This is a genomic window from Pedobacter sp. AC379 (assembly GCF_979258145.1).
In genome coordinates, this window is the sequence record NZ_OZ409839.1 from 5,809,363 (window position 1) to 5,821,944 (window position 12,582).

General features: G+C 36.4%; 15 protein-coding genes. 7 read left to right on the top strand and 8 right to left on the bottom strand.

Annotation, left to right across the window (positions count from 1 at the left end; translation table 11 throughout):
• Nucleotides 1-160: 160 nt before the first annotated feature.
• Entirely contained in the window at nt 161-1,984 is a 1,824-nt protein-coding gene (locus tag ACZZZW_RS24950) for a tetratricopeptide repeat protein (protein ID WP_055912990.1), read from the top strand.
• 96 nt (nt 1,985-2,080) lie between these two features.
• Here ACZZZW_RS24950 and ACZZZW_RS24955 read toward each other — a convergent pair whose 3' ends face one another.
• Together ACZZZW_RS24955 and ACZZZW_RS24960 are read right to left on the bottom strand one after the other, a co-directional pair.
• On the bottom strand, nt 2,081-2,638 hold the full coding sequence (locus tag ACZZZW_RS24955; RefSeq protein WP_463497486.1) for a GNAT family N-acetyltransferase: 558 nt from the start codon (nt 2,636-2,638) through the stop codon (nt 2,081-2,083).
• A gap of 17 nt (nt 2,639-2,655) precedes the next feature.
• Nucleotides 2,656-2,919 carry a hypothetical protein gene (locus ACZZZW_RS24960; RefSeq protein WP_055912993.1) on the bottom strand — a complete coding sequence of 88 codons (264 nt, stop codon included), beginning with the start codon at nt 2,917-2,919 and terminating at the stop codon, nt 2,656-2,658.
• A gap of 104 nt (nt 2,920-3,023) precedes the next feature.
• Between ACZZZW_RS24960 and ACZZZW_RS24965 the strand changes: the two genes are divergently transcribed.
• Nucleotides 3,024-3,335, top strand: coding sequence for a DUF4286 family protein (locus tag ACZZZW_RS24965; protein ID WP_055912995.1), 312 nt, complete (start codon nt 3,024-3,026; stop codon nt 3,333-3,335).
• A 41-nt stretch (nt 3,336-3,376) separates the two neighbouring features.
• On the opposite strand, the gene ACZZZW_RS24970 is transcribed toward ACZZZW_RS24965, so the two are convergent.
• From ACZZZW_RS24970 to dtd, 3 genes are read right to left on the bottom strand one after another with little or no spacing between them, the layout of a single operon-like run.
• The gene (locus ACZZZW_RS24970; RefSeq protein ID WP_055912997.1) at nt 3,377-3,706 is read right to left on the bottom strand and encodes a nucleotide pyrophosphohydrolase; all 330 of its coding nucleotides are present in this window, start codon (nt 3,704-3,706) and stop codon (nt 3,377-3,379) included.
• Nucleotides 3,696-5,246 carry a glycosyltransferase family 39 protein gene (locus tag ACZZZW_RS24975; RefSeq protein WP_463497490.1) on the bottom strand — a complete coding sequence of 517 codons (1,551 nt, stop codon included), beginning with the start codon at nt 5,244-5,246 and terminating at the stop codon, nt 3,696-3,698. Before ACZZZW_RS24975 ends, ACZZZW_RS24970 begins: the two co-directional genes overlap by 11 nt.
• 58 nt (nt 5,247-5,304) lie before the next feature.
• Nucleotides 5,305-5,757 carry a D-aminoacyl-tRNA deacylase gene (dtd, locus tag ACZZZW_RS24980; RefSeq protein ID WP_055912999.1) on the bottom strand — a complete coding sequence of 151 codons (453 nt, stop codon included), beginning with the start codon at nt 5,755-5,757 and terminating at the stop codon, nt 5,305-5,307.
• A gap of 31 nt (nt 5,758-5,788) precedes the next feature.
• On the opposite strand from dtd, the gene ACZZZW_RS24985 reads away from it, so the two are divergent.
• Nucleotides 5,789-6,814, top strand: a complete 1,026-nt coding sequence (locus ACZZZW_RS24985) for a hypothetical protein (protein WP_055913003.1) — start codon at nt 5,789-5,791, stop codon at nt 6,812-6,814.
• Nucleotides 6,780-9,236, top strand: a complete 2,457-nt coding sequence (locus tag ACZZZW_RS24990) for a hypothetical protein (protein WP_055913007.1) — start codon at nt 6,780-6,782, stop codon at nt 9,234-9,236. The genes ACZZZW_RS24985 and ACZZZW_RS24990 overlap by 35 nt, the downstream gene beginning before the upstream one ends.
• Before the next feature lie 206 nt (nt 9,237-9,442).
• On the opposite strand, the gene ACZZZW_RS24995 is transcribed toward ACZZZW_RS24990, so the two are convergent.
• Nucleotides 9,443-10,489 (bottom strand): 3-oxoacyl-ACP synthase III family protein, encoded by a 1,047-nt coding sequence (locus ACZZZW_RS24995; RefSeq protein WP_055913010.1) that lies wholly within the window; start codon nt 10,487-10,489, stop codon nt 9,443-9,445.
• Between the two features lie 146 nt (nt 10,490-10,635).
• Between ACZZZW_RS24995 and ACZZZW_RS25000 the strand changes: the two genes are divergently transcribed.
• The 3 genes from ACZZZW_RS25000 to ACZZZW_RS25010 all read left to right on the top strand — a co-directional run bounded on the left by ACZZZW_RS25000 (nt 10,636) and on the right by ACZZZW_RS25010 (nt 11,495).
• Nucleotides 10,636-10,917 carry an ATP-dependent Clp protease adaptor ClpS gene (locus ACZZZW_RS25000; RefSeq protein ID WP_029274160.1) on the top strand — a complete coding sequence of 94 codons (282 nt, stop codon included), beginning with the start codon at nt 10,636-10,638 and terminating at the stop codon, nt 10,915-10,917.
• A 52-nt stretch (nt 10,918-10,969) separates the two neighbouring features.
• Nucleotides 10,970-11,176 carry a hypothetical protein gene (locus ACZZZW_RS25005; protein WP_055913015.1) on the top strand — a complete coding sequence of 69 codons (207 nt, stop codon included), beginning with the start codon at nt 10,970-10,972 and terminating at the stop codon, nt 11,174-11,176.
• A gap of 157 nt (nt 11,177-11,333) precedes the next feature.
• Nucleotides 11,334-11,495 carry a type II toxin-antitoxin system RelE/ParE family toxin gene (locus ACZZZW_RS25010; RefSeq protein WP_255352066.1) on the top strand — a complete coding sequence of 54 codons (162 nt, stop codon included), beginning with the start codon at nt 11,334-11,336 and terminating at the stop codon, nt 11,493-11,495.
• On the opposite strand, the gene ACZZZW_RS25015 is transcribed toward ACZZZW_RS25010, so the two are convergent.
• Both ACZZZW_RS25015 and ACZZZW_RS25020 read right to left on the bottom strand, forming a co-directional pair.
• Nucleotides 11,496-12,095 carry a thioredoxin family protein gene (locus ACZZZW_RS25015; RefSeq protein ID WP_055913017.1) on the bottom strand — a complete coding sequence of 200 codons (600 nt, stop codon included), beginning with the start codon at nt 12,093-12,095 and terminating at the stop codon, nt 11,496-11,498. It lies immediately after the preceding gene.
• 110 nt (nt 12,096-12,205) lie between these two features.
• Nucleotides 12,206-12,478, bottom strand: coding sequence for a hypothetical protein (locus tag ACZZZW_RS25020; protein WP_157255489.1), 273 nt, complete (start codon nt 12,476-12,478; stop codon nt 12,206-12,208).
• Nucleotides 12,479-12,582: the final 104 nt, after the last annotated feature.

A 12,582-nucleotide genomic window follows, 5' to 3' on the forward strand; every position in this document is an offset into this window, starting at 1 on the left:
GTTACTTATGCATACAATAATAAGTTGTGGGTCAATTTAGTATTTATAAAATACCTACAAAATAAAATACAGGTAACATTTAAAATACGTTTAATATCAATTGGTGCTTTAGCTAAAGATGTATTAAAATGTTACATTTAAAACTTATAATTTAGGGTTTATGAACCGTTTGCTTTTCATCCTATTCTTATTGTTAACACTTGGGGCAAATGCACAGATTTTCCGTCCCAAACAACAGGTTGCACCCGATGAAAGTACTTTAGCCATTCAATACTATCAGGATGGAGATTATGAAAAAGCGGTTGTTCTACTCGAAAAATTATATGCCATTCCAAATAATGAAGCTTATTTTGATATTTATTTCAATACGCTAGTAAAATTGAAGCGTTATGATGTGGCCGAAAAACTCGTAAAAAAAGAGATTAAAAAAAATCAGCAGAGTGAACTTTATCCCATAGCATTGGGCAAGCTTTACCAAGAAAAGGGAGATGTACAAGCGGCAAATAAAATTTTTACCGAAGTAATTGGCAAGCTTACCAAAGATGAGTTTAAGATCAGGAATTTAGCCAATAGCTTTTACCGTTTTGAAAATTATGATTTTGCCATCCAAACCTTTAAACAGGGCAGAAAACTGATGGGAAATGATCAGCTTTTTACTTTTGAGCTGCTGAATATTTATCGTTTTAAAAAGGATAAGCCCATGCTCATGCAGGAATATCTTGATGCATTGAGCACCATGCCGCAGCTTTTACCACAGGCAGAAGCTGTTCTTTCTTCTATTTTTGAAGATAAAAATGATTATCAGACTTTCCAGTCGGCGATTTTAAAAAAAATCCAGAAAGAGCCGGATGCCGAAATTTATATTCAGCTCCTTACATGGAATTACATTCAGCAACAGGAATTTGATATGGCACTTCGCCAGTTGATTGCTTTTGATAAACGCACAAAAGCTGACGGTGGTACATTATTTAATGCCATTTATACTTTTGTTGATAATGGTGCTTATGAAACAGCCATTAAAGCTTATGATTACCTGTTAACGAAAGGAAAGGATAGCCAATATTATCTGCCATCGAAAATTGAAATGCTAAATACCAGGTACAACCTGCGCACAAATGGGAAATATACCGTGGCCGATCTTGACCTGCTTGCAAAAGATTACCAGGCTTTATTAGATGAGAGTGGGAAGAACAGGAACACCCTTTTTGCGATTAAAAAACTGGCCAACCTGCAAGCATATTATTTAAACCAACCCGTCAAGGCAGAGAAAGAACTGGAAGAAGCAATAAAAATGCCCGGGATAAATGATCAGGAACTTGGCCAGTTGAAATTGGATCTTGGCGACATTTACATTTTAACCAACCAGCCCTGGGAAGCCTTTTTGGTATACGAACAAGTAAGTAAACAGTTTGAAGGACAAACGGTAGGCAATGAAGCACGTTTTAGAAGTGCAAAGCTTTCATTTTATCAAGGTAATTTTGAATATAGCAATGGCCAATGCCTGGTTTTAAAAGCCGCTACCTCGCAACTGATTGCAAATGATGCCCTGAACCTGAGTTTATTGATTAACGATAACATTCAAACACCTGCGGATAGCAATGCACTAAAAATGTACGCCGATGCAGAAATGCTTTTATTCAGGAACCTGCCTGAGCGGGCGGTAAAAAAAATGGATAGCATTGCAATTGCTTATCCTCAGAACAGTTTGGCTGATGCCATTTTAATGAGCAAAGCAAGGATTTTTATTAAGGCAAATGATTTTCAAAAAGCAGCCGACATCCTAAAAAAAGTTACTGAAGATTTTAAAGACGGCATTTGGACGGATGATGCACTTTTTACGCTGGGCGATATTTACGAAAAGAAACTTAACGATGTTGCTCAGGCAAAAATCTATTTTCAGAAACTGATCACTGATTATCCGGGAAGCATGTTTAGCGCAGAAGCCAGAAAAAGATTTAGAAATTTACGCGGTGATGGGGTATAGTGCCTTGGTTCATTAGCCACTAGTTGATTGGTGGTTTTTATGCGGCTAATTGTTTATAACAAATTAAATTACGCCATACGCCCACCGCAAAACTAATTACTTCCTCCAATCCCAAACTACAACATTCCATTCTACTTCGCTATTATCGGTATAGGTATGAATTACTTTAAATCCGATGCGTTTGTGGGCATTCATCGATCGTAAATTTATGCTGGCAATTTCAGTTATCGCAAAATCGTATTTTGGCTTAAAATAATCTTTGTAAGCGTTATAACATTGATCAAATAATCCCTTACCCCGGTAGCCCTGCCCTACACAAACCTGGCCAACTACGATATATTGATATGTTGCTACGGATTTTTCCTCATATAAAATATGATCAAAGCTTTCGTACATTTCAACCAGTCTCGGGATATCGTTTTTTGATTGTTCCGTCATTCCAAGTATATAAGCAGCAACCAAATCTCCATCTTTTGCAATGATATTAGGCTCGTATTTATGCATTTTCTCCAGATCATCAATTGAATGCGAAACGGTAACAAAACCTTGTTCCTTTATTTGATCAGCGGTTAAATCTTGTTTTAGATTTTGTTTTTGAAGTTTAAGAATTCCTTCAAGGTCATTTATTGTGGATGATGTGGTAATGGTTATCATTTAGATACAAATGTTAACTATGCATCTAATGCGATAATAGTTAGTGTTAACAACAAAATGAAGCAGATTCCGGCCAAAATTAATATCCTGGCACCATGTTGCCGATCAGATAGCGAATAAGAGAAAACTTTTTCTCCGGTACTTACCGTCCTTTTCTTTTTCATCAGATCCCAGCCAATAACAAGGCCAAGAATCCCACCAAAAATTGCCGTTAGGTAACCTGTGTAAATGTAATTTCGCGTCGAATTATCAATTTTTTGAGAGTCGTTACTTCGTATCATGCTTCAACAATAGGGCCTGCAAATCTAGTTGATTATTAGCACTTAAAAGAATAAAAACAGCTAACATTGATTTTTTAACGGTTATTTATTAATTATCTTTGCATATGTTTTTATATAATGTTACGCTGATACTTGATGAAGCAGCTGCTGAAGATTGGTTACAATGGATGCAGGATATTCATATCCCGAAGGTTATGGCTACAGAATTATTTGTTTCTCACCGTTTATTAAAGGTGGTAGATTCACCAAACGAAGGGGTAACGTATTGTGCACAATACGTTGCAGAAACACTTGATAATTACAACCAATACCAAGAAATATTTGCTCCTGCTTTGCAGGCAGAGTTAAACGAAAGATACAAAAACCAATTTGTAGCTTATCGTACCTTGATGGAATTTGTACCTCCAACCTCCTAAAAGGGCCTCAACCACAAAAATATAAAGTCACCTTAGGTAATTTAGGGGTTTATCTTCTTGTTATTCTTATGCCGGTCAGCATCGCGGATACTTTTTTTCTCTAAATTTTTTTCCAGCGCATCCGTTAAATTGATACCGGTTTGGTTGGCCAAACAGATTAGAACAAACATTACATCGGCCATTTCATCGGCAAGGTTCACTTCTTCATCACTTTTCTTAAAAGATTGTTCGCCATATTTCCGGGCCATAATGCGGGCTACTTCCCCAACTTCTTCCATAAGGATTGCGGTATTGGTAAGTTCGTTAAAATAACGGATTCCTGTGGTTTTAATCCAACGGTCTACCGTTTCCTGTGCTTCGTTAATGGTCATTTTTTTCTTCCTCTATTTCTGATTTTATAATACTGCTAACTTCGGGTTTAGCACCTTCAAGCAAAAACACACCTGCCCCTTTTTCACGTGCATAAGGTGTTTTTATTTCCCCAATTTTCGTAATCCTGGCAAAATAAGGCTGCTCCCGCTTACGTTGCGGATCTTCATCTTTCCACCAGGTGATCATAATTAAATCTTTGATCGGTTTATCCATTTTAAACCAGTACAGGTAATCTGCATTGTATGATACCGCATTGATGTTTTTATATTTTGAATAATAATTGATTGCGCCGGCCTGTCCATAATTATCGGCACGTACCAATACGGTAGATTTATCTTTAACTTTTCCGTAAGCAATATCAACAAGTGCGGCCAGTTCTTTCCAGCCTTGCATATCGGCAAAATCCTGAGGCAGATCGTGCTGTAAACCATCTTCCCAACGCAACATGCCAATTTTGGCAAATTTACCGTGTTGGGCTATAATCTGTTGTGGGCTTAATACCGGATAAGCGAATTTCATGGTGAGGCTAAACAGTATAATGGGTAAAACGACAATTAATGCTTTAAGATATTTTTTCCAGCCATTGTTAAAAATATAACTGAAACAAGTACAGCCAGCCGCAATAATTACAGGATACAATCCCGCAGCATAATACCCTTTTGCCCTAAACCAAGTAAACAAGAAAATTGAAATTATAAAGCTAAAAATTATCCACCGGTAAGCAGCAAAGGGTTTATAAAACAATAGCGCAATTATTCCGCCTAAAACAATAAAAATAACATTGAAATAGTAGAGTAACTGCTCTTTCAAAAAATCAATCCGGTTAATTTTATCCAATTGGGTTGCCGCCAATTCTTTCATGTGTCCCACAACCGGAAAATGATGTGAATATTGCCAAATAATATTGGGTAGCATTATTAGTAAAGCCAGCACAGTAGCCAAATAGAGGTTTTTATTGCTGAAAACCTGCCTTTGTTTCGAAATTAACAAAGCGGGAATTAAACCTGCAACTAAAAATAGAATACTATATTTATTTAAAAAGCCAAGCCCAAGTGCAATACCTGTAAAATAGAGGAATTTGTTTTCTTTTGTATTAAAAAACCTGATTAAAAAGTAATAAACAGCCGTCCAGCTTAAAATATCGAACGCATTTGGTTGAAAAAGTAAATCTAACCGTCCAATTGCACTGCATATTAAAGCAATTGCGAGCAACACTTTCGCATATAAATTACCGTTTAGCGCATCTACAATTTTCCAGCTGAATACCAGGGTCGCCGCTCCGATACAGGCAGAAACCAAACGGACGGCCACCTCGCTCCCACCCAAAAATTTAATAATCAACGCAAATATGGAGGTTACCGGAGGTACACTCTGAAAACCCCAAGCCAAATGATTTGCCTGATCTAAATGCAAAAACTCATCGCGATGCAAACTGTACGCCGCATTAACAAGGAGAAAGGGTAAAACCAGTTTTAAAATAACAAATAACACAAATACACCTAAATCCAAAGCGTTGGATTTTAACTTTCCAAAATTCATATTATTTTTCATAACTGTATTATCTACTAGCAATTGGGTTGTTAAAATAAATAATGCGCTACTCTTTGTTTTTCGTATCAATGATAATTGTAACCGGGCCATCATTTAGTAACGCAATTTTCATATCTGCACCAAAAACACCTGTTTTAATTTGCTTGCCCAACAAATCAGAAAGTTTTGCGATCATTTTTTCATAAAGTGGAATGGCCACATCTGGTTTGGCCGCCCTTATAAAACCTGGTCGGTTTCCTTTTTTGGTTGCGGCGAATAATGTAAACTGAGAGATGAGTAAAATATCACCACCTACATCGGCAAGGGCCTTATTCATTAATCCGTTTTCATCGCCAAAAACACGCATACCGATAATTTTCTGTGCCAGCCAATCCAGATCTTCCAAGGTATCGGCATCTTCAATACCTAATAATACCAAAAACCCGGTTCCAATTGCCCCTGTTATCTGGTCGTTAACCGTGCAACTTGCATGTGTAACTCTTTGTAAAACTGCTCGCATTTTATACTACTTTTGCCTCAATAAAATTGATATGCGCAAGATAAGTATTTTAGTGATTTCTGTATTTCTCATCTTTGGATGTAAGCAAAAATCAACAGTGCACCCTACATTTTATTATTGGAAAACAGATTATCATAACAGAAAAGCAGAAACTACCTATCTCGATCATTTTAAAGCACAATCTTTATATGTGCGGATTATGGATGTAGATTTTAATCCTGATTTACAATTGCCGGTACCCGTTTCGCCAATTAAATTTTCTGATCCGCTACCCAAAACGGTTAATATTATACCTGTTGTTTTTATTGTTAACAACGTTTTTAATAAGATTGATACGATACAAACTGCTGTAATGGCCGATCGTATTGCAAAATTTGTAGCTGCTAAAGTAAATCAGGCAGGTAAACAAAACTACCAGGAACTGCAGATTGATTGCGACTGGACAAAAGGCACAAGAAACCGGTATTTCAAATTTCTTGAGCAGTTAAAGGCCAATGCGCTGCTAAAAGATAAAAACATTTCGGTTACCCTTCGCCTGCATCAGGTTAAAAATTTGGTATCAAGTGGCGTACCTCCAGTAGAAAAAGCCATTTTAATGTGCTACAACATGGGTAATCTGCGTAAGTATGGCGAACAAAATTCGATATTGGATCAGCATGAAATGGATCTTTACCTAAAAGATTTTCTTGAGCATTATCCTTTGCCACTTGATGTTGCCCTACCGGTTTTTGAGTGGGCAGTAGTATTTAGGAAAGAGCAGTACGCTGGTATCTCCAAACGGATAGGCAAAACACAAATTGAAGATAAAAAACTTTTTAAGCAAAGAGGAAATTCCATTTTTTATGATTTATTGGTTGACTATCCAACCGCCGGATTAAAACAGGGAGATGTAGTAAGATGGGAACAAATTTCTGCGGAAGATTTACTTGTTACCTCCAAATTTTTATCCCGATATTTAACCCCTAAAGACCGGAATCTTGTTTTCTACCATTTAGACACCGACCTATTAAAACATTTTACCAATGAAAACCTTCAAAAAATTATCGCTAATTTTTAGTATCTTCTTGCTTACATTTTTCGGCGAAATTGCCGTAAATCTTGCCTGTGGTGGCGAGATAGATCCCTATGATTATTACATTACTTACTTTCACAATAATGTTGAGGGTGATGAATATGCTCCATTTGCTTATAACCAGATGGTTTACCTGAACAGTGAAACGGATGTAGAAAGTGAGTCAGATATTAACAGCCGCGAATGGGCCAGATACCTGAGTGTAAAAAAAGATGATGTGCTAAAAGTTATGTATAAAACAGATAGCGCAACCAATGTAAAATTGATCAGCTTTAATGGCAATGTTTCTCAACTACCAGATAGTTTACAACAAAACAGTTTTATCCAGGCCCTAGGCAAACGTAAAGAATCTTTAAAGTATTATCTGTTTGCCAAAAGCTGTGAGCCTTTGGCCGATGTTGAATTTAGCCTTTGGGATGCAAAACCACGTGATACCATTACAATGGAATCAAAGGCTAAAGAAGGACTAAAATTGACGGAAGATGAAAAAGATGACTTCCTGAAATTACGTTATGCCTACCAGGCTGAGCGAATGTTTCATTTTGCTGGTTATCATACTGAAAGTAAATCTACATACGATAAATACATTAAAACCAGTAAGGTTAATAGTGCGGTTAAAGGCTGGGCACTAGCACTTTACGCAGGATCTACCCGAAGATTGGGAAATCCTGAAGAATCTGCATTTTTATTCTCTAAGGTTTTTGCAAGCAATCCGGAGCGCAGGGTACAGGCTTATAAAAATTATTATTATACCAGTTCGCCAGTTAACGGTGCATTAAAATATGCCAAAACGAATAATGAAAAAGCCAATATTTGGGCCATAAACGGGTTTGGCAATACCGATTCGGGTTTGGAAAGTTTAAATAAGGTTTATCAGTACGAACCAAAAAGTATATTAAACGGCACTTTGCTGGTACGCGAGGTAAATAAACTGGAGCAAGATTTAATTGAGGCGAACGATATTGCCAAAGTTGGTTACAATTACTATTTTTCGGATAATGGTAATCCTAAATATAAAGACAGTTTAAAAACGGTAAACTTAAAACGGCTAAATGAAATCAGAAATTTTGCAGTAAAACTGGCCACCGAAAAAAAATATCCGCAACCAGAATTGGGTACATTAACTGCAGCATATTTATCATGGATAGAGAATAAAGATTTTATGGCTTCAAATTATCTTGCCATTTTAAAACCAGATAAATTACCAGAAAGATTACGCGATCAATACCGCATTACAGATTTACTGATTAAGGCTAAAAACATCAAAAAAGGAAATCCCTTTAACGAAAATGATTTATTGCCAACATTGAAATGGCTTGATGAAAAGCGTTTTGCAGAAAACAACACCCAACCTAAAGGGCAATACGATTATGATACCGATGAGGCAGAAAAGCGTTTTAGCAGAACAACCAGAAATTTTTACCAACAAATACTAGCACCGGCATATTTAAACATGGGCGATACGGCTAAAGCGGCCCTGGCTATGGTTAAAGGTGATTTAGTATATAAAACATTAAAAGAGAATTCGCTTTTTCAGAATATGAGTTACCAAAGTATTGCTTTCTGGCAGAAAAACTTAAGTCCGAAAAGCATGCAGGGATTGGCCGTTTATAAAACCAAATCAGCCGGAAATGATGTAACGGCTGTATTGGCAACGGCCTTAAACCAGCTTAAAAATGACGATTTTTACGAATTATTTGGCACTACATACCTGCGTACGCACCAATATGACAAGGCCGTTCAAATGTTTGCAAAAGTTTCGCCTGCCTACAAATATTTCAGCCCTGAAAACTGGTATGGATCTGAATCAAATTCAAAATTGTATGCCAATCCTTTTATCGAAACGATAAACGATTACCCTAAGAAATATGTAACCGCCAAGGCTTCTGTTAGTAAAAAGACTTTTGCTGCTGAGATGCTCCGTTTACAGAAATTAGCCGTTAGCGACAAAAAAAATGCTGCGCTTTATTATTATAAAATGGCCAATGCTGTATATCAAACAGGATATTTCGGCAACAGTTGGTTTTTAATCAGCTATGATTGGTCATCTTACGACAATGGTAACCCGGCCAGGTATGTATATGACGGAGATTATAAAAAAGCTCAAACTGCAAAGGCCTGGTATTTAAAAGCGAGGGCTTTAAGCACAAATGCCGATTTTAAAGCGAAATGCACGTTTATGTTGGCCAAATGTTTGCAAAAACAGATTATTATGAATGCTAATCCACTATCATTTTACTATTACGATAAAAAAGATGTGAAATGGAGAAACTTTATTAAGGCGAATTATAATAATCCTTATTTAAAAGAGCTAAGGTTTAATTATGCCAAAACCCCTTACTATGCTGTTGCAGCAGGAGAGTGCAGTTACCTGGCTGATTTTATTAAGCCAAAAACGCAAAACTAGGGCCTTCCACTACGCTCAAGTAAACAAACATCAGAATAGAATATGTCGTCATTTCCGCGCAGGCGGAAATGACGATTTCTCGCAGCCTATCAATTCATTAAGAACCTTTAACATGCAAAGTTTAAACAATAAATTATCTATCGAAATCACGAATCGATATTAATTCTCAACTTCGTTGCACTTTGCCCTAAATAACGAACCTATGGTTACCACCTAATTAATGCACTGGCCCAGGTAAAGCCCGAACCAAAAGCAGCTAGACAAACCAAATCGCCATCTTTAATTTTTCCTGCTTCCCAAGCCTCGCATAAAGCAATTGGAACAGAAGCCGCTGTGGTATTGCCGTATTTTTGAATATTATTAAATACCTGATCATCATTTAAGCCCAACAACTGCTGTACATACTGGCTAATACGCAAATTTGCCTGGTGTGGCACGAGCAGATCTATGTCTTTTTCTGTTAAATTGTTAGCCGCTAAGGCCTCTTTAATTACTTCAGGGAACTTTACAACTGCTTTTTTAAAAACTGATGGCCCATCCATATAAGGTAAAGCGGCGCCACTTTCTAAAATCTCTTGTGTCATAAATAATCCACCCAATTCTTGCTCCGGATAAGCTGGTTTATCTTTGAGCCATTTATTGGCATGAGAACCTGGGTAATACATGGCCAAAATTTCGGCATCGGCACCATCGCTATGGAGATGTGTACTTAAAATTCCTTTTCCAGCTTCATTAGTAGGTTGTAGCACCACAGCCCCTGCACCATCACCAAAAATTACTGATACATTCCGGCTTCTTGTTTCAAAATCCATTGCAAACGAATGTTTCTCGCTCCCCACTACCAAAACATTCTTGTACATACCCGTTTTAACAAACTGATCTGCTACCGAAAGTGCATAAACAAAGCCCGAACATTGGTTTCTGATATCCAAAGCACCAATCTCACCCATCCCCATTTCGCGTTGCAACAATACCCCACATCCAGGGAAATAATAATCAGGACTTAAGGTAGCAAAAACTATAAAATCGACATCTTTTGCGGTAATTCCAGCCCTTTCAATGGCAATTTTAGCAGCCTCAATGCCCATTGTTGTGGTGGTTTCTTCATTGCGGTCGGCAAAACGACGTTCTTTTATACCGGTACGCTCCTGGATCCACGCATCGTTGGTATCCATAAAACGGCTTAAATCATCGTTGGTATATATATTTTTCGGAACATAGTAACCTATTCCGGCAATTTTAGACTGGTGCATGTTGAGTATTTATATTTTGGTTAAACAAAGTTAGTTAATTAAAAAAGATATGAGCGGCGAGATTTGAGAGATGAGATCCAATATAATATCCTAAAATCTAATATCCAATAGGTCAAATCTTATAAATTATTGTTTATTTTTGCACCATGTCTACAGAAACCAAAGAAGAGACCTTTACGCTCGAAGAAATTTTAACTTCCCTAAAAACTGTACATCGCCTTATTTTGTGGAATGATGATATCAATACTTTCGATCACGTGATTTATTGTATGATGAAATATTTGGATTATAACGAATCGCAGGCCGAAAAAATTGCATGGAAAGTGCATAATGATGGAAAATGCCCCGTTTTAGAAGGATCATTTACGGAAATGGAAGTTTACCGCAAAATTTTACAGCAAGAAGGATTAACTGTTTCTGTTGATTAAACATGAATTTTTGTTGAAATAAATCGCTATCTTTAGATAAGTAATTAAAGCTATGCAAGTTACATTAGAAATAAAAGATGATAATGCTTTTTCAATTTTGGAAACATTGAAGAACATTAAGGGAATTAAAATTAAGAACATTGAGCAATCAAATGATGAATACCTCAATGATTTAGCAAATGCTTATAAAGAAACAGAATTAGCTGAACAAGGAAAGATTAAATTAAAAAGGTTTGAGGATTTAATAAATGAAATTTGATGTATTTACATCATCCCTGTTCAATAAAGAATTCAAGAAACTCTGTAAGAAACACAAGTCGGCCAAAAGTGATATCATTGCTTTTGTAGAAAGTCTAAAGTTAAACCCAACACAGGGCAGTCCTATCGGTAGCGATTGTTATTAGATTAGAATAGCCATTTCCAGTAAAGGAAAAGGCAAATCCGGTGGCGCTAGGTTAATCACTAAAATACGTATCGTTAATAAAAGAATTTATCTTTTATCTATTTATGATAAATCAGACCAGGATTCTATCTCAGAGAAAGAACTTGAAGCTGTTTTAAAATCAATTGAAGATTAATTAAACCTCAAGCCCTTTTAAAAGCACGTTTAATGCGGTTTGTGTAGTTTGCGTTTTATCTTTTGCATACCAGCCATGAAGTTTTTCTGCCAAAATAGGCATATCAGTACTTTCTTTTCTCCACTCTTTTAAAAGCTCCTGCAAAATTTGTGGTCTTGGACCCCAAGTTGCCAAAACTTGATCTGCCGATTCATTTAATACAATTAAAACCGGAATAGCTCTTCCTCCATTTGTTAAATGCGCATCAATTAATGGAAGGTTTTTATCTCTAAGCACAAATTTCAGATCAATCTTACCTAATGATGCAGTAGCAATTTTATTAAAAATTGGAATAATCTGCGCAGCATCGCCGCACCACCCCTCTGTAATGACTAAAAATTTATACTTTTCTTTAAGCTGATTAATTGTTGATGTTAGTTCATCATTTAAGCTAATCGTTTTATCCACACGGCTCATCCTTTGCACATTCATTTTAGTGTAGTGCAAATCGTAACTTACTTCTCCAGTTGCCTTTCCTTCCAACAAAAGTTGATCGACCAATGCACGATAGGTTAAATAGTCAATGCCTTGTTCCTCAAAAATTTCGCGATAATTTATCATAAGATATCCTTAATAATACAGCGCAAAGGAAAGGAGAAATTAGATAAGAATGATCATTACTTTGCAATTTGATGTAACAACATGTAGTAGAAAAATCAGCTTTTTACTAGTTATTTAATGTCACTTACCTCATCTACAACTTTTGACTTATGATTATATATCCGAACTATAGGCTTAATCCCTTTCCTAGAAACATTTAATATTTCAATATCAATTTTAGGATCTACCGATATCGAAATCTTGCCCTTGACTATTATCTGATCTTTATGATTTGCCCTTTTGAGTATTAAAGTATCTTTTGAAGTATTCTGGATATCCATATCAAATGCAGATCTATCCTCCAGATATATTGATAATTTTGTACTTGGAGCTAAAGGTTTCATGATATATAACGACTTGGGGTCCATATGTAACGCTGAGCAACCAAGCATTATTATAGATAACAAAAGGATACTAAAAGAGACGGTAATTTGATTTTTCATATCAT